At 72.1% G+C, this 15695-nt stretch carries 16 protein-coding genes and 1 tRNA gene; 10 read left to right on the forward strand and 7 right to left on the reverse strand.

The genetic code is table 11. The features are described 5' to 3' along the window. Positions 1-5: 5 nt before the first annotated feature. Entirely contained in the window at positions 6-440 is a 435-nt protein-coding gene (locus AB0B02_RS10070; RefSeq protein ID WP_281933788.1) for a hypothetical protein, read from the reverse strand. 97 nt (positions 441-537) lie between these two features. Beyond that, complete coding sequence (locus AB0B02_RS10075) at positions 538-825, reverse strand: hypothetical protein (RefSeq protein ID WP_357298892.1); 288 nt, start codon at positions 823-825, stop codon at positions 538-540. Positions 826-1421: 596 nt separating this feature from the next. Here AB0B02_RS10075 and AB0B02_RS10080 point away from each other — a divergent pair. The 3 genes from AB0B02_RS10080 (at position 1422) to AB0B02_RS10090 (ending at position 3050) form a co-directional block, all read left to right on the forward strand. Beyond that, positions 1422-2303 (forward strand): helix-turn-helix transcriptional regulator, encoded by an 882-nt coding sequence (locus AB0B02_RS10080; protein ID WP_281933785.1) that lies wholly within the window; start codon positions 1422-1424, stop codon positions 2301-2303. Next, positions 2273-2494 (forward strand): DUF397 domain-containing protein, encoded by a 222-nt coding sequence (locus AB0B02_RS10085; protein WP_107158178.1) that lies wholly within the window; start codon positions 2273-2275, stop codon positions 2492-2494. Before AB0B02_RS10080 ends, AB0B02_RS10085 begins: the two co-directional genes overlap by 31 nt. Positions 2495-2645: 151 nt before the next feature. After that, positions 2646-3050, forward strand: a complete 405-nt coding sequence (locus AB0B02_RS10090; protein WP_281933783.1) for a hypothetical protein — start codon at positions 2646-2648, stop codon at positions 3048-3050. On the opposite strand, the gene AB0B02_RS10095 is transcribed toward AB0B02_RS10090, so the two are convergent. The 4 genes from AB0B02_RS10095 to AB0B02_RS10110 all read right to left on the reverse strand — a co-directional run bounded on the left by AB0B02_RS10095 (position 3018) and on the right by AB0B02_RS10110 (position 5779). Continuing rightward, entirely contained in the window at positions 3018-3620 is a 603-nt protein-coding gene (locus AB0B02_RS10095) for a hypothetical protein (protein WP_357298897.1), read from the reverse strand. The genes AB0B02_RS10090 and AB0B02_RS10095 overlap by 33 nt on opposite strands. A gap of 89 nt (positions 3621-3709) precedes the next feature. Continuing rightward, entirely contained in the window at positions 3710-4516 is an 807-nt protein-coding gene (locus AB0B02_RS10100; RefSeq protein WP_357298900.1) for a WecB/TagA/CpsF family glycosyltransferase, read from the reverse strand. Beyond that, positions 4513-5622 (reverse strand): NAD-dependent epimerase/dehydratase family protein, encoded by a 1110-nt coding sequence (locus AB0B02_RS10105; protein ID WP_281933778.1) that lies wholly within the window; start codon positions 5620-5622, stop codon positions 4513-4515. Before AB0B02_RS10105 ends, AB0B02_RS10100 begins: the two co-directional genes overlap by 4 nt. A 71-nt stretch (positions 5623-5693) precedes the next feature. Next, positions 5694-5779: transfer RNA gene (locus AB0B02_RS10110), tRNA-Leu, on the reverse strand. Positions 5780-5987: 208 nt separating this feature from the next. Here AB0B02_RS10110 and AB0B02_RS10115 point away from each other — a divergent pair. Genes AB0B02_RS10115 through pknB form a run of 7 tightly spaced genes read left to right on the forward strand, consistent with a single transcriptional unit; the run spans position 5988 to position 14947 of the window. Further along, positions 5988-6791 carry a DUF3662 and FHA domain-containing protein gene (locus AB0B02_RS10115; protein ID WP_107158181.1) on the forward strand — a complete coding sequence of 268 codons (804 nt, stop codon included), beginning with the start codon at positions 5988-5990 and terminating at the stop codon, positions 6789-6791. Between the two features lie 6 nt (positions 6792-6797). After that, positions 6798-7292: an FHA domain-containing protein gene (locus AB0B02_RS10120; RefSeq protein WP_281933777.1), complete on the forward strand. Its 495-nt coding sequence runs from the start codon at positions 6798-6800 to the stop codon at positions 7290-7292. After that, a complete protein-coding gene (locus AB0B02_RS10125; protein ID WP_281933775.1) occupies positions 7289-8734 on the forward strand; it encodes a PP2C family serine/threonine-protein phosphatase in 1446 nt (481 codons plus the stop codon). Before AB0B02_RS10120 ends, AB0B02_RS10125 begins: the two co-directional genes overlap by 4 nt. Before the next feature lie 28 nt (positions 8735-8762). Then, entirely contained in the window at positions 8763-10253 is a 1491-nt protein-coding gene (locus tag AB0B02_RS10130) for an FtsW/RodA/SpoVE family cell cycle protein (RefSeq protein ID WP_281933772.1), read from the forward strand. Further along, positions 10250-11755: a penicillin-binding transpeptidase domain-containing protein gene (locus AB0B02_RS10135; protein ID WP_281933770.1), complete on the forward strand. Its 1506-nt coding sequence runs from the start codon at positions 10250-10252 to the stop codon at positions 11753-11755. Before AB0B02_RS10130 ends, AB0B02_RS10135 begins: the two co-directional genes overlap by 4 nt. Position 11756: 1 nt before the next feature. Beyond that, a complete protein-coding gene (locus tag AB0B02_RS10140; protein ID WP_357298906.1) occupies positions 11757-13133 on the forward strand; it encodes a serine/threonine-protein kinase in 1377 nt (458 codons plus the stop codon). Continuing rightward, positions 13130-14947, forward strand: coding sequence for a Stk1 family PASTA domain-containing Ser/Thr kinase (pknB, locus tag AB0B02_RS10145; protein ID WP_281933766.1), 1818 nt, complete (start codon positions 13130-13132; stop codon positions 14945-14947). The genes AB0B02_RS10140 and pknB overlap by 4 nt, the downstream gene beginning before the upstream one ends. Before the next feature lie 94 nt (positions 14948-15041). Here the strand turns inward: pknB and AB0B02_RS10150 are convergent, their stop codons facing one another. Then, entirely contained in the window at positions 15042-15692 is a 651-nt protein-coding gene (locus AB0B02_RS10150) for an aminodeoxychorismate/anthranilate synthase component II (protein ID WP_281933746.1), read from the reverse strand. Positions 15693-15695 lie beyond the last annotated feature (3 nt).

Here is a 15695-nt window from a genome sequence, read left to right on the forward strand (position 1 = left end):
CGTACTCACCACTGTCGGCGGCGGGCGCCGACCAGGCCGAGCCCGGCCAGCGAGATGGCGAGACCGAATAGACCGGAGTAGAACAGCGGTCGGCTGAGGTCCGTCGGCTCGGTGGGGCGGTCGGCGAGCATGCCGCCGCCGGCCCCGCTGCCCGCCGCACCGGACGGGGGTGACGCGTCGGCCCCGTCCGCCACCGACGGCTGCTCGATCTCGTCCGGCTCGTCGTCGTCCGGTTCGACGGTCGGCCGGGCGTCCGCGCCGGCCACGGTGATCTCCGGGGCCGGTACGGGTTCGGCCAGTTGCTGGGTGGTGGAGAAGGCCGGGTGGCGGACCACGAGCGCGAGCGCGGTCGCGACCCCGAGGAAGACGAAGAGCCCGAGGGCGTAGCCGGTGCGGGACCTGTGGTGCCGCCGCGCGGTGGGCAGATTGACCATGACCATCCCTGGTTCAGGGTCCGTGGCGCGCGGGGTGGAACGTGCCGGGGTGGGCGTACCGATTCTATGGCGGCGGCACGCCCACCGGTCGGGAATCGTGAGGTCAGCCCACCCGGGCCGGGGTCCGGGTGACCGGACGGCGGGCGGTCCGGACGGTGTGCTGCCGGGGGACCGGGGCGGCCTGGATCTGCCGCAGCCCCTCCTGCTGTACGAAGATCGACCGTCGGTTGACCGCGTCCCCCGCCGCGTTCAACTCGTAGCCGTCGAGCCAGAGCCAACCGTCGTAGGCCGGCCAGTCGAGCACCCGGATCATCCGGAACATGATCGGTCGGAAGAACTGGACACTCGCCGCGCGCGTCACGTGCAGTACGTCACCGGAGCGGGGAAGCACATGGGCTCCTGGGAGGGTTCGGCCGGCACGGGGCCGGCGAGTTTGAACGGGTCGGTGCGGTCCGGTGACGGGGGGTCTACCTCGTGGACCGGCGGTCGGTCGGTGCTGGTCGGGCCGTACCCGCGGTGGCGAGCCGCCACCCGACCATCACCCGGCTGCTCCCGGTTACCGCTCCCGCCGCCGCAGCCGAGACGGCGTGCAGCAGCGGGGTCTTCTACTCCGGGGCAGGTCGCACGGCGCGGGACGGCTCCCCTCCGGCCGTCCCGCGGATCGTGGTGTCACCACGCGCGGAGATCAAGCGAAGACGGTGAGTAACCCGTGCCATACGGACAGAGTGCATCAGCGAGGTGCGACATGCAAGTTGCACGTCGACTTTTGCCGATAGGTGAGCGGGACACGTGAACCGGACGCTTGAAGCCTCAGGTGCCGGGCCGGCACACTGGACGCCGGTTTCGCCCGTCGCGGCCGGTCGACGACCGGCACCACCCCCGCCGCGAACGCTTGCCCGCCGCCCGCCGGTCGCGCCCACGGCGGGTGTGGAACCGGGCGCGACCGACCGGAGGTAGCCGGGTGACTGCGAGTCCTGGAGCCGCGTCGTGAGCGAACGGCGCAGCCCGACCATCCGTCGGCGCCGACTCGGCGCCGAACTCCGCCGGCAACGGGAAGCCGCCGGCATCACCATCGAGGTGGTCGCCGAGCAGCTGGAGTGTTCGGCGTCCAAGGTCTCCCGGATCGAGACCGGCCACACCACCGCGACGCCCCGCGACGTGCGGGACATGCTCCGCATCTACGGGGTGGTCGGCGCGGAGAGCGACGAGCTGGTGCAGATCGCCCGCGAGGCACGGCAGAAGGGGTGGTGGCATCCGTACAGCACGGTGCTGGTGGGCGCGTACGTCGGCCTGGAGGCCGCGGCCAGCCAGATCCGGGCGTACGAGCAGCAGGTCGTGCCCGGCCTGCTGGAGACCGAGGAGTACGCCGGGGCGATGATCCGCGCCGCCCGTCCGGACTTCACCGCCGATCAGATCGACCAACGGGTGCGTGTCCGATTGGGCCGACAGTCGTTGTTGACCCAGGACGATCCGGTCGATCTGTGGGTGGTGCTCGATGAAGCGGTGCTGAGCCGGCCGGTTGGCGGCGACGCGGTGATGCGTAGTCAGCTCAAGCGGCTGGTGGAGGTGGCCCAACTGCCGAACGTGACGGTGCAGGTCCTCCCTTTCGAGGTGGGGGCACACGCCGGTATGGACGGCACCTTCACGATCCTCAGCTTCCCCGAACCGAGTGATCCCGATGTCGTGTACGCGGAGAACGCCACGGGTGGGCTCTTCCTGGAGAAGAGCGACGAGCTTCAGAAGTACAGCTTCATCTTCGATCACATTCGAGCAGCGGCCATGAGACCGGAGGAGTCCGTCGCACACATCGCGAGACTGGCAGAGGAGCCGCTGTGGAAATGGCGACCAAGGAGTTCCCCGTGGACCTGACGCAGGCGACGTGGTTCAAAAGCTCGAAGAGCGGACCGAACTGCGACAACTGCGTGGAGGTCGCGTACGTGACCGGGGCGGTCGGTGTCCGGGACTCGAAGGACAAGGCGGGCCCCGCCCTGGTCTTCGCCCCCGGTGACTGGCATGCATTCGTCGCCCGGGCCCGGGGCGGAGCCTTCGGCCAAAGCTGATCGGTACCCCCGAGAAGCGGTCCCGCCCGCCAGCGTCGTCGGGCGGGACCGTTCCACGTCCACCGGCCGCCGACGCCGGGCACCCGTCGCCTGTTCCGTTCCGCCTCGTTGAACCGCACGGATCGGCAACCGAACGAGGCAGGCGAGACTGATGACGACGATCGGTTCAGAGAATCTCACCAACGGCCCGGGCAAGCCCGAGCGGTTCGGTGGCAAGTACCGTGGGGCCCGCCGGGACACCGTCCTGACCGAGGTGGTCTCCACCGACGGCGAGGACCTCGCCGCTCGGGACGCGGGCGCGCCGGAGCCGTCCGCGCCGACGCTCTCCCTGCCGTCGCTGGACCCGAACCCGCTGACCGAGCCGTCGTTCCCGCCCAGCGGGTGGCCGATGGAGCAGCAGGAGTCCCTGGTGGACCACCCGCTGCTGCGCGGGCTGCTGCTGGAGCTGCCGCCCAGGGGGAGCGTGCCCCCGCCCGGCTGGCTGGACCGCTGGTTCGAGGCGACCCGGGCAATCCTCGAACTGCTATACGTGCAGGGCGCCGGCCGGACGCGTTGACACCACGGTCGCCCGGGGCATCGCCCGCTCGGCGAGCCGGTTGTGCCGCAGCGCGTGGCGTACCCCGATCGCGGCCACGCCGAGCACCGCGACGGTGATCGCGGGGCCGGCCACCCCCGGCGCGGCGAACAGGTCGACCCCGACGGCCGGCAGCACCGCCACCAGCGCCGCGAGCGCGGTCGCCTGGATCGGGAGCACGATCAGCGGGTGCGCGGCGGCGGCCCGCAGCCCGTGCGGCGCCGGGGTGCCCGGCGCCGCGGTGAAGGCGCTCGCGCCGGCCCGCAGCCGCCGGAGCCGGCGTACCGTGCAGACCGCGACGAGAGCCGCCGGGGCCGCCGCGACCGCGAGCCCGGCGGCAGCCCGGTCGAGCGCCGTGTCGCCGCCACTCTGCAGGCCCGCGACGAGGACCGCCGCCGTGAGCGTGAGGCCGGTCAGCACCAGTGCGGACAACCATCCGGTACGCCGGCGCAGCGCGCGGGCGCGGCGCCGCCCGGGCAGGCCCTCCGCGACCAGGCCGGCGGCCAGCCAGACGGCGGCGACGGGGAGCAGCAGAGCGAGACGGTCATCCATGGCCTCAGCCTTGCCCAGTTCGACGTCCACCGAATCCGGGACGGCACCCCGGTCGACCCGGAACGTCGTCCCGTAGGGGGCGGGCCGGATCAGACGTCGAAGGTGGACGGACGCCCGGTGGCCGGCGCCGGCGGGGTGGCCTTCCACAGGCCGGTCTTCTGCGCCGCGAGCCGGGCCAGGTAGGCCGGGTTGAGGATGACGTACCGGCGCCAGAGCCGCTTCGGCTCCAGGCCGAGCCGCCAGAACCACTCCAGCCCGGCGCGCTGCATCCACGGCGGCGGGTTGCGCAGCAGGCCGGCGTGGTAGTCGAACGCCGCGCCGACCGCCATCAGGGGCATGTCCAGCAGCGGTCGCATGGCGTACGCGAAGACCTCCTGGCGGGGGCAGCCCAGCCCGACCAGGACGAGGCGCGCGCCACTGCTCCGGATCCGGTCGGCGATCTCGGCGTCCTCGCCCGGCTGGACGGCCCGGAACTTGGACGGCTCGACACCGGCGATCTTCAGCGCCGGGAACTTGCGCTCTAGCGCCGGGACCAGCCGGGACAGCGTCTCCTCGGTGGAGCCGTAGAGGTAGACCGGCAGCCCCTCGTCGGCGAACCGGGCGAGCACCCGCAGGGTCAGCTCCGGCCCGTAGACGCGGTCGGTGAGGCCGGCGCCGTGCAGCAGGTTGAGCGCCCACCGCACCGGCTGGCCGTCCGGGGTCACCACGTCGAACGCGTTGAGCCGGGCGTTGTGCGCCGGGTCGAGCACCCCGGTCATCACGCCGTGCACGGCCAGCGCGGTCAGCGCCAGGGGACGGCGTTCCCGGGCGGCGTCGACCACCGCCTCGGTGGCCCGGGCGTAGTCGGTCGCGTCGACGCCGACGCCGAGCACGTTGCGCTTCGTGCCGCCGTTCATGCCTGCGGCACCCACTTGTCGACGTTCGCCTCGTGGATCTCGCGGAGGATCATCGGCACGTCGTATGTGATCTTCCAGGCCGGGTAGTGCTCCTCGAACCGGGCCATGCTGCTGACGTACCACTGGTGGTCGCCGGTGCGGGCCTGCTCGACGTAGTTGATCCGCGCCTCGCGGCCGGTGATCTCCTGGGCGATCCGGAACGCCTCGATGTGCGAGGTGTTCGAGTGCCGGCCACCGCCGAGGTTGTAGACCTGGGCGGAACGCGGCTCCCGGAAGAACGCCTCGAACGCGGTGAGCACGTCGTGGGAGTGGATCGCGTCCCGGACCATCTTCCCCTTGTAGCCGAAGAGGTTGTACGTCCGGCCCTCCATCACGCACCGCATCAGGTAGGCGAGGAAGCCGTGCAGCTCGGCCGCGGAGTGCGCCGGGCCGGTCAGCGTGCCGCCCCGGAAGCAGGCGGTCTTCATGTCGAAGTACCGGCCGTACTCCTGGACCATCACGTCCGAGGCGACCTTCGAGGCGCCGAAGATCGAGTGCAGCGACTCGTCGATCGACATGTCCTCGGTGATGCCGCCGTACCAGTGGTGGTCCTCGGGCAGCTCGTAGCGCGTCTCCAGCTCGATCAGCGGGAGCGAGTTCGGCCGGTCGCCGTAGACCTTGTTGGTGGAACAGTGGATGAACGGCGCGTCGATCGCGTGCCGCCGGGTGTTCTCCAGCACGTTGAGCGTGCCGCCGGCGTTGACGTCGAAGTCGGTGAACGGCTCCTTGGCGGCCCAGTCGTGGCTCGGCTGGGCGGCGCTGTGGATCACCACGGCGATGTCCCGGCCGTACCGGGTGAAGACCTGCTCCAGGCCGTCGCGGTCCCGGATGTCCACGGCGTGGTGGGTGTACGCGGAGCCGAGGTCGGCGGCGAGCCGGTCGAGGCTCCACGCGGTCGAGCCGTCCTCGCCGAAGAAGTACCGCCGCATGTCGTTGTCGATGCCGACCACGTCGAGGCCGAGGCCGGCGAAGTGCCGGGCCGCCTCGGAGCCGATCAGACCGCCGGAACCGGTCACCAACGCGACACTCACACGCCACTCCTGGTCCATGGGAGGCAGGGAAACCATCGGAGCATAGCGTGACGTCCGGTACGCCCCGATACGGCGCGAGGGCCCCGCAGCCTGCGGAGCCCTCGTTCTGGTGGGGATGGGGGGAGTTGAACCCCCACGTCCTTTCGGACACACGGACCTGAACCGTGCGCGTCTGCCATTCCGCCACATCCCCGTGGCACGACCGGAACACCATATCGCATCCCTCGCCCGCCATCTGCGGCGGGTGTCGGGACATATTACGCTGTCCACTGGTCACGCCACGAACGATCACCGCTCGTGGCGGGCGAAACTGTAGCACGCTCGCGGGCCTGGTCACGAACGGGTCGACGGTAGCCGGCCGAGCGGCGTGTGAGCTGCGGAGGCGGTGTCCGGATACCATCATTGCCTCGGGACCCGAGGAGGAGCCGGTGAGCGTGCTGCAACGCTTCGAGAAGCGTCTGGAAGGCCTGGTCGAGGGGGCCTTCGCCAAGGTCTTCAAAGGGGTGGTCCACCCCGTGGAGATCCTCAACGCCATGCAGCGGGAGGCCGAGGCGCACAAGGCGATCCTGGCCGGTGGGCGCACGTTGGTGCCCAACCGCTACGTGATCGATCTCTCGCCGTACGACCACAGTCGGTTGGCGCCGTACGCCGCCGCGCTGGCCCAGGAGCTGGCCCAGTCGCAGGCGGAGTTCATCGGCGAGCAGGCCTGGACGGTCTACGGCGACGTGATCGTCGAGGTCGAACGTGGTGAGGGGCTGGACACCGGCATGTTCCGGGTCACCGCCGAGGTCTACACCGGCGGCGACGTCGCGCCGGTCTCCGCGCCGGGCGGCTACGACCAGGGCGGCTACGACGCCGGCCCGGCGTACCCGGCCTACGACCAGGGTGGCGGCTACGGTCCGCCGCCCGGCCACGGCGGCGGTCGCAACGTCCGCCTGGTCTCCGGCGACGGGCGCACCTACCCGCTCCAGATGGGCTCGACCGTGATCGGTCGCGGTGACCAGGCCAACCTGCGTCTGCCCGACGTCGGCATCTCCCGGCGCCACGCCCGGCTGGACTTCGACGGCGGCCAGGTCGTGCTGACCGACCTCGGCTCCACGAACGGCACGATGGTCAACGGCCAGCGGGTCTCGGCCGTCGCCCTCAACCCGGGCGACATGATCCAGCTCGGCACCACGACGCTGACCTTCCGCGTGGACGGCTGATCCCCGTTGCCGGAGCTCGTCATCACCGTCGCCCGGTTCGGGTTCCTCATCCTGCTGTGGATCTTCGTCTTCACGGTGGTCGGCGTGATCCGCCGGGACCTCTTCGCCGGGGCCCGGTCGAGTCGCCTGGTGGCCGCGCCACGCGGGGTCGGCGCGTCGACCAACCAGCCCGCCCCGCCCGGCAAGCCGGCGAAGGGTAAGCGGGGCCGCGCCGCCCACCAGATGGTGGTCACCGCCGGTCAACTCGCCGGCACCCGGATCACGCTCGGGGAAGCGCAGATCACCATCGGTCGTGCGGAGGACTCGACACTGGTGATCACCGACGACTACGCCTCGGCGCGACACGCCCGGCTCGTGCCGCGTGACGGGCAGTGGTACGTCGAGGACCTCGGATCAACTAACGGCACCTACCTGGATCGCGCTAAGGTCACCGGACCAACCCCCGTCCCCCTCGGCGTGCCGATCCGGATCGGCCGCACTTCCCTCGAATTACGGCCATGACTCTGACCCTGCGCTACGCGGCCCACAGTGACCGCGGTCTGATCCGAGACGGTAATCAGGATTCCGTCTACGCCGGACCGCGGCTGCTCGCCGTTGCCGACGGCATGGGCGGCATGGCCGCCGGTGACGTCGCCAGCAACATCGTCATCGGTGCCATGGCGCCCCTCGACGAGGACGTCCCCGGTGACGCCCTGGTCGACGCGCTCCGATCCGCCGTGGGCACCGCCAACCAGCAACTCCGCGACACCGTGGACGCCAACCCGCAGCTGGAGGGGATGGGCACGACGCTCACCGCGACCCTCTTCTCCGGCAGCAAGCTCGGCATGGTCCACATCGGTGACTCGCGGGCCTACCTCCTGCGCAACGGCGAGTTCGCGCAGATCACCAAGGACGACACCTACGTCCAGATGCTCGTCGACGAGGGCCGGATCAGCGCCGAGGAGGCGAGCAGTCACCCCCAGCGCTCGCTGCTCACCCGTGCGCTCGACGGCCGGGACATCGACCCGGAGTACAGCGTCCGCCAGGTGCTGCCCGGCGACCGTTACCTGATCTGCTCCGACGGCCTCTCCGGCGTGGTCAGCGCGGACACCATCGGCGACACCCTGCGGGAGTACCCGGACCCGCAGCAGTGCGTGGAACGCCTGGTGCAGCTCGCGCTGCGCGGCGGCGGTCCGGACAACATCACGGTGATCATCGCCGACGCGACCGACCAGGACATCGTCGAGGCGTCCCCGATCGTCGGCGGCGCCGCCGCCCGGGACCGGGGCATGGCGACATCGGCCGACGACTCCACCCCGGCGGCCCGCGCCTCGGCGCTGTCCGCGCCCCGGGCGCCCGTGCCCGAGGAGCCGGCCGACAACCGCGACGACGAGCCCGAGCCGCGCCGGCGACGGCCGCTGCGGACCGTGGCCATGGCGCTCGCGCTGGCGGTCATCGTCGCCGGCGCCGTCTTCGGTGGCTGGACGTACACCCAGCGGCAGTACTACGTCGGTGCCACCGACGACGGTCAGCTCGCGGTGTTCCGGGGGGTGCCCGGCCAGGTCGCCGGCCTCGACCTGTCGGACGTGCACGCCCGCAGCGAGTCCCGGCTCGACGACCTGACCCTGGCCGCCCAGGAGCGGGTGAAGCAGGGCATCCAGGCCAAGAGCGAACCGGACGCCGAGCGCCGACTGGCGGAACTGACAAGCGACGACCCGGCCAACCCGAACCTCAAGCCGCTCTGCCCGCCGAGTCCGGCGCCCGGCACGGCGCCGGCCACGCCCAGCCCGACGCCGGTGGCGACGACTGGTGCGCTGTCCCCGGCGGCCACCGGCAGCGCCGTCCCGCCGACCCCGTCGCCCGTCCCGCCGACGCCCACACCGACGTTGACCATCACGCCCGACGCCGTAGTCTCCGACACCGTTCCGCCGGCCGATCCCGCCGGTTGCCGGTCGCCGGAGTGAGCGCCGGCTCGATCCCGAGGACGCATCCGTGACCGCAGCCGCCGCACCGGCCGCCTCGCCCGCATCGACGGGCGAGCAGTCCGGCGTACGCCTGGCCCGGTCCCGGCGTAACGCCGAGCTGTCCCTGCTCCTGCTCGCCATGGTGCTGGTGGCGGCGTACGCGGCGATGATCGAGGCCAAGGCGCTGGACACCATCACGTCGGATTTCTGGGTTCCGGCCGCCGCGCTGGGGCTGGTCTTCCTGGGTCTGCACCTGGTGATCCGGTGGCTGGCGCCGTACGCCGATCCGGCGCTGCTGCCGGCGGTGGCGCTGCTCAACGGCATCGGGGTCGGCTTCCTGCGCCGCTACGACCTGGCCCAGGCCGCGCCGGCGGAGCGGGCCGACCTGGCCATCTTCGCCGGCACCGGGGGCCGGCAACTGGCGTGGACGCTGGCCGCGGTGGCGCTCGCCGCCGGGCTGCTGGCGATCCTGCGCGACCACCGCACGCTCTCCCGGTACGCGTACACGCTGGGGCTGGCCGGCATCGTGCTGGTGATGATCCCGGCGGTGCTGCCCGGCCGGTTCTCCGAGATCAACGGCGCCAAGCTGTGGATCCGGGTCGGCGGGTTCCAGATCCAGCCGGGTGAGTTCGCCAAGCTCGCGCTGCTCACGTTCTTCGCGTACTACCTGGTGCGCAAGCGGGAGGTGCTGTCGCTGGCCAGCCGGCGGGTGCTCGGCATCGACTTCCCGCGCGGCCGGGACCTCGGCCCGGTGCTGGTGGTCTGGCTGGTCAGCATCCTGGTCCTGGTCTTCGAGAAGGACCTGGGCACCTCGCTGCTCTACTTCGGCATGTTCGTGGTGACGCTCTACGTCGCCACCGAGCGGGTGAGCTGGCTGCTCATCGGTCTGATCCTGTTCTTCGGCGGCGCCTACCTGGCCTACCTGCTGGGCAGCACCGTGGGTGGCCCGTTCGCCAACTTCTACGACCGGGCGCAGATCTGGCTCGACCCGTTCGCCGAGCCGTACGACCGCGGCTACCAGCTCGTCCAGGGCCTGCTCACGCTCGGCACCGGTGGTCTGTTCGGGGCCGGGCCGGGCGGCGGTCAGCCGACGCTGCTGCCCGAGGTGCAGACCGACTTCATCTTCGCCGGCATCGGTGAGGAGATCGGCCTGTTCGGTCTCTCCGCGCTGCTCGTGGTCTACCTGCTGATCGTCGAGCGGGGCCTGCGGGCGGCGCTGGCGGTGCGCGACTCGTTCGGCAAGCTGCTCGCCGGCGGCCTGGCGTTCACGCTGGGCCTCCAGGTCTTCGTCATCGTCGGCGGGATCAGCAAGCTCATCCCGCTGACCGGTCAGACCACGCCCTTCCTCTCCGCCGGTGGTTCCTCGCTGATGGCGAACTGGCTGCTGATCGCCGTGCTGCTGCGGGTCTCCGACGGCGCCCGTCGGCCGGTCACCGGCGGTGGTGGCTCGGCGGCCCGGCCCGCCGGCGGCCCGCCCGACCAGCTGCACGGTGCCCCCACGGAGGTGATCCGGCCGTGAACGCACCCCTGCGCCGCGTCGGTGTGGTCGTGATGATCCTGTTCGGCCTGCTCTTCGCGAACCTGAACTGGATCCAGGCGTACAAGGCCGACGAGTACCGCACCAGCGACTACAACGGCCGGGTCCAGGTCGCCGAGTACGACCGCAAGCGCGGCAACATCGAGGTCGGCGGCACCGCGTACGCGCTCAGCAAGGAGACCGGCGGGGAGCTGAAGTACCTGCGCACCTACCCCCAGGGGGAGATGTACGCGCACGTGCTCGGCTGGAAGCCGGTGAACGGCAGCGCGAGTGGCATCGAGCGGCTGGAGAACGACTTCCTCGCCGGCACGAGCGACGCGCTCATCGCCAACCGGATCAAGGACATGTTCACCGGCGACGAGACCGGTGGCGGCAACGTGCTGCTGACCCTCTCCAAGCGGGCCCAGGAAGCAGCGTTCAAGCAGCTCAACGACAATCAGGTAGGTGCCAAGAAGGGCGCGGCGATCGCGATCGACCCGCGTACCGGCGCGGTGCAGGCGCTGGTCTCCATGCCGAGCTTCGATCCGAATCCGCTGGCCAGCCACTCCAGCACGGAGGCCGACCGGGCCTACAACGCGTTGGAGAAGGACAAGGACCGGCCGCTGGCCAACCGCGCGCTCTCCGAGGTGCTGCCCCCGGGCTCCACCTTCAAGGTCGTCATGGCCGCCGCGGCGCTGGAGAACGGCGTCGGCCAGCAGACGCAGATCCCGGCCGGGTCGAGCTACACCGCGCCGGGCGCCGGCGTGCCGATCCGGAACGCGGCGCCGTCGATCTGCCCCGAGTCCGAGGTGACGCTGCGGGAGGCGGTGACCGAGTCCTGCAACACCGGTTTCGCCCAGCTCGGCGTGCGGCTCGGCGCGGAGAAGGTCAAGGAGAAGGCGAAGCAGTTCGGCTTCGAGCAGGAGGACCTCACGGTCGGGCAGAACGGTGACGGCGGTCTCCCGGTCGCGGCCAGCCGTACCGGCGAGATGCAGAACCCGGACGGCAGCACCGACCAGGCCGCGTTGGCGCAGTCGTCGATCGGCCAGAACAACGTGCGGATGACGCCGTTGCAGGGCGCGCTGATCGCCGCCGCGGTGGCCAACGATGGCAGCCAGATGCGCCCGTACCTGGTGAAGCAGCTTCTCGGGCCGGACCGCACCACGGTCTACGACGCGGCCAAGCCGCGCGAGCTGCGACGCCCGGTCAGCAGCCAGGTCTCCGCCGACCTGCGGTCGATGATGCAGAACGTGGTGAAGGAGGGCACCGGTCGCCGGGCCGCCATCGACGGGTACGTGGTCGGCGGCAAGACCGGCACCGCGCAGTCCGGGCCGGACACACCGGACCACGGCTGGTTCATCGGCTTCGCGCTGGACAAGGACGGCACGCCGCTCTCCGCGGTCTGCGTCGAGCTGGAGCAGGCCGGCAGCGGCGGCAGCGCGGAGGCGGCCCGGATCGCCGGCCGGATCATGGCGGCGGCCATCGCGGACTCCGGGAGGCGCTGACGTGCTGAGCCCGGGGGTGCAGCTCGGCAACCGCTACCGTCTCGACGAGCGGATCGCCAGCGGTGGCATGGGTGACGTATGGCGCGGCACCGACCAGGTGCTGGGCCGGACGGTCGCGGTCAAGAGCCTGCTGCCCGCGTTGCTCGACGAGCCGGGCTTCGCCGAGCGGTTCCGGGGCGAGGCGCGGACCATGGCCACCATCAACCACCCCGGCGTGGTGGACGTCTACGACTTCGGCAGCGACCAGCACATCGCGTTCCTGGTCATGGAATACGTGGAGGGCGACGCGCTCTCCGCCACGCTCGGTCGGGTCGGCCGGCTCACCCCGGCCCGCACCATGGCGTTGCTGGCCCAGGCCGCCGACGCGCTGCACGCCGCGCACGAGAAGGGCATCGTGCACCGCGACGTGAAACCGGGCAACCTGCTGGTCCGGCCGAACGGCACGCTGGTGCTCACCGACTTCGGCATCGCCCGGTCGGAGCTGGTCGGCCAGCTCACCGCCGCCGGCTCGGTGCTCGGCACCGCCTCCTACATCTCGCCCGAGCAGGCCACCGGCGCGGTCGCCACCCCCGCCTCCGACGTGTACGCGCTCGGCGTGGTCGCCTACCAGTGCCTGGCCGGCCGGCGGCCGTTCGAGGGCGACAACCCGCTCGAGATCGCCATGAAGCACGTGCGGGACACGCCCCGCGCGCTCCCCGCCGACATCCCGCCGCAGGTGCGGGCGATCGTCGAGCGGGCCATGGCGAAGGACCCGACGGCCCGCTGGTCCAGCGCCGCCGCGTTGGCCGGGGTCGCCCGGCAGGCCAAGCAGACGCTCTCCCAGCAGGCGCGCGGCGGGCGGCCGATCTCCGGCGTACCGGCCTCGCCGGCCGCACCGGTCGCGCGGGCGCAGGTGCCGAACGCCGCGCCCCGCCCGCAGCCCCGACCGCCGGTGACGCCGCCCCGACCGCCGGTGACGCCGGCCCGCCCACCGGCGGCGCCGCGCCCGACCATGGTCGCGCACCCGGCCCCGCAGGCCCGCCCGCCGGTGGGTCCGCGCGGCGCGGCACCCGTCCCGCAACCCCGCCCCCCGCACAACCCGCTGGGGTACGCTCGTCCGCCCGCCGCGCCGCCGCCGGCACCCCGCCGTTCCCGGTCCGGGCTCTGGACGACCGCGATCCTGGTGGCGGTGCTGGTCATCCTCTGCTCGGGCGTGATCTCGTTCTGGTACCGGAAGTACGGTTCGGCCGCCCCCGGTCCGGCGAGTGTGAGCGTGACCTCCGGCGCGGTGCGCGCGTACGGGGGCGACTATCCGGTCCGCACGTCGTACCGTCGTGAGGTACGCCTCCAGCCGGCCGGCGGCGGTACGACGACGAGCGAAGGACGAGAGACGCGATGACAGCGCAGGCCCGCCTGCTCGGTGGCAGGTACCAGGTCGGCGAGCTGCTGGGCTACGGCGGCATGGCGGAGGTGCACCGCGGTCGCGATCTCCGGCTCGGGCGGGACGTCGCGATCAAGATGCTTCGTGCCGACCTGGCCCGCGACGCGACGTTCCAGATGCGGTTCCGCCGGGAGGCGCAGAACGCCGCCTCGCTCAACCACCCGGCCATCGTCGCCGTCTACGACACCGGCGAGGAGACCGCCCCGACCGGCGAGACACTGCCGTTCATCGTGATGGAGTTCGTCAACGGGCGGACCCTGAAGGAGGTCCTCGGCGTCGAGGGGCGGCTCCAGCCGCGCCGGGCGCTGGAGATCTGCGCCGACATGTGCGCGGCGCTGGAGTTCAGCCACCGGCACGGCATCATCCACCGGGACATCAAGCCCGGCAACGTGATGCTCACCCAGACCGGCCAGGTCAAGGTGATGGACTTCGGCATCGCCCGCGCGCTGGCCAGCGGCGCCACCACGATGACGCAGACCAGCGCGGTCATCGGCACCGCGCAATATCTCTCCCCGGAGCAGGCGCGCGGCGAGGCGGTCGACGCCCGCTCCGACGTCTACGCGGCCGGCTGCGTGCTGTTCGAGCTGCTCTGCGGGCATCCGCCGTTCGTCGGGGACAGCCCGGTCAGCGTCGCCTACCAGCACGTCCGCGAGCAGCCGCCGACGCCGAGCACGATCAACCCGGACGTCAACCCCGCGGTCGACGCCATCGTGCTCAAGGCGCTCTCCAAGAACCCGCTCAACCGCTACCAGAGCGCCGGTGAGATGCGGGCGGACCTGCTCCGCGCCGCGGCCGGCCGGCCGGTGCTGGCCACCCCGGTGATGCCGGCCGAGGAGACCATGCCGATGGCGGCCGCCGCGGGCGGCTACCAGGCGGCGCAGCAGACCCAGATGATGGGCCCGCAGACCCGCCAGCAGCCGCCGGCCCGGGTCGGGGATCCGCGCAAGCGCAGGAGTTCCTCCTGGGTCATCGCCACGTTCGCCGCGCTCGGCGTGCTGGCGGTGATCGCGCTGGGCACCGCGCTCTGGCTCAACCAGGCCGGCAACGAGAAGGTCTCCGTCCCGCAGTTGGGCGACCGGACCCAGGCCGACGCGCAGGCCGCGCTCACCCAGGCCGGGTTGCGGTTCGTTCCCGGCACGCCGGTGAAGAACGCCGAGTGCGAGAAGGGCACGGTGGTGGGGCAGAGCCCCGGGCCGGGCCTCCGGGTGGACAAGAACACCCCGGTCACGGTCCAGATCTGCGCCGGCCCGGGTGAGGTCACGATCCCGCCGGGCCTGGTGGGCGGCACCTACACCAGCGTGAAGGCCCAGCTGGAGGCCCTGGGGCTCACCGTGGATCGTAAGGACGTCAACAACAGCGCTCCGAAGGATCAGGTCACCAACGTGACGCCCAAGGAGGGCAGCTCGGTGCCGCCGAATACCAAGGTGACGCTCGAGGTCTCCAAGGGCAACGTCAACGAGGTGCCCAACGTCCGCGGCTACACCAAGGACCAGGCGGTGCAGCGGCTGGAGGACGCCGGCTACCGGGTCAAGACCGTGGACGGCGACGAGGTCGAGCCGGCCGAGGCGGGCAAGGTGAGCGGCCAGTCCCCGTCCGCCGGCAAGAAGCTGGCCAAGGGCGAGACCGTGACCATCGAGGTCGACGTGCCGCTGCCCGAGGAGTCCGAGAGCCCGTCGCCGAGCGCGACCCCCACCACGTCGCCGAGCACACCGGGTGCCGGGGGTGGCGGCGGTTTCCCGATCCCGTCGATCCCGCCGACGCGCGACCGCTGATCTCTCGTCGGGGCGCGACGCGGCCCCGGCGGCCGGAACCACTGACGTGGCGGTGCCTCACCGGGGGCGCCGCCACGTGGTGTGTCCGGGAGAGTCAGGCGGTGGCGAACGCGGCGCGGCGTCGCGCGTCGACCTCTGCGGCCAGCTCCGGGGCCCGCTCCCGCGCCTCCGGATGGCCGCAGGCGGCCAGCCAGTTCGCCAGCATGAGGTGACCGCCCTCGGTCAGCACCGACTCGGGGTGGAACTGGACGCCTTCGACCGGCAGCGTGCGGTGCCGCATCGCCATCACCACGCCGGAGGCGGTCCAGCCGGTGACCTCCAGCTCGTCGGGGAGCGTCTCGGGCAGCACGGCGAGCGAGTGGTAGCGGGTGGCGGTGAACGGGTCGGGCAGGCCGGCGAGCACGCCGTCGCCGCGGTGGTTGACCTCGGAGGTCTTGCCGTGCAGCAGCTCCGGCGCGCGGGTCACGGTCGCGCCGAACGCCGCGCCGATGGCCTGGTGGCCGAGGCAGACGCCGAGGATCGGGAGCCGGCCGGCGTACTCGCGGATGACGTCCAGGCAGATGCCGGCGCGCTCCGGGCGGCCCGGACCGGGCGACAGCAGGACGCCGGCCGCCCCGACCCGGCCCACCTCGGCGACGTCGATCTCGTCGTTGCGGCGGACCTCGCAGTCCGCGCCGAGCTGGCCGAGATACTGCACGAGGTTGAAGACGAACGAGTCGTGGTTGTCGATCACCAGGACGCGCATCGG

Origin of the sequence: Micromonospora sp. NPDC049240, assembly GCF_040647835.1 — a bacterium.
Classification (GTDB): Bacteria; Actinomycetota; Actinomycetes; order Mycobacteriales; family Micromonosporaceae; genus Micromonospora.

Bases quoted from the DNA above. Each gene is read 5' to 3' on its own strand.
- AB0B02_RS10070 (WP_281933788.1), bottom strand. From the start codon at position 440: ATGGTCATGGTCAATCTGCCCACCGCGCGGCGGCACCACAGGTCCCGC.
- AB0B02_RS10085 (WP_107158178.1), top strand. From the start codon at position 2,273: ATGGCGACCAAGGAGTTCCCCGTGGACCTGACGCAGGCGACGTGGTTC.
- AB0B02_RS10090 (WP_281933783.1), top strand. From the start codon at position 2,646: ATGACGACGATCGGTTCAGAGAATCTCACCAACGGCCCGGGCAAGCCC.
- AB0B02_RS10095 (WP_357298897.1), bottom strand. From the start codon at position 3,620: ATGGATGACCGTCTCGCTCTGCTGCTCCCCGTCGCCGCCGTCTGGCTG.
- AB0B02_RS10100 (WP_357298900.1), bottom strand. From the start codon at position 4,516: ATGAACGGCGGCACGAAGCGCAACGTGCTCGGCGTCGGCGTCGACGCG.
- AB0B02_RS10105 (WP_281933778.1), bottom strand. From the start codon at position 5,622: ATGGTTTCCCTGCCTCCCATGGACCAGGAGTGGCGTGTGAGTGTCGCG.
- AB0B02_RS10125 (WP_281933775.1), top strand. From the start codon at position 7,289: ATGACTCTGACCCTGCGCTACGCGGCCCACAGTGACCGCGGTCTGATC.
- pknB (WP_281933766.1), top strand. From the start codon at position 13,130: ATGACAGCGCAGGCCCGCCTGCTCGGTGGCAGGTACCAGGTCGGCGAG.
- AB0B02_RS10150 (WP_281933746.1), bottom strand. From the start codon at position 15,692: ATGCGCGTCCTGGTGATCGACAACCACGACTCGTTCGTCTTCAACCTC.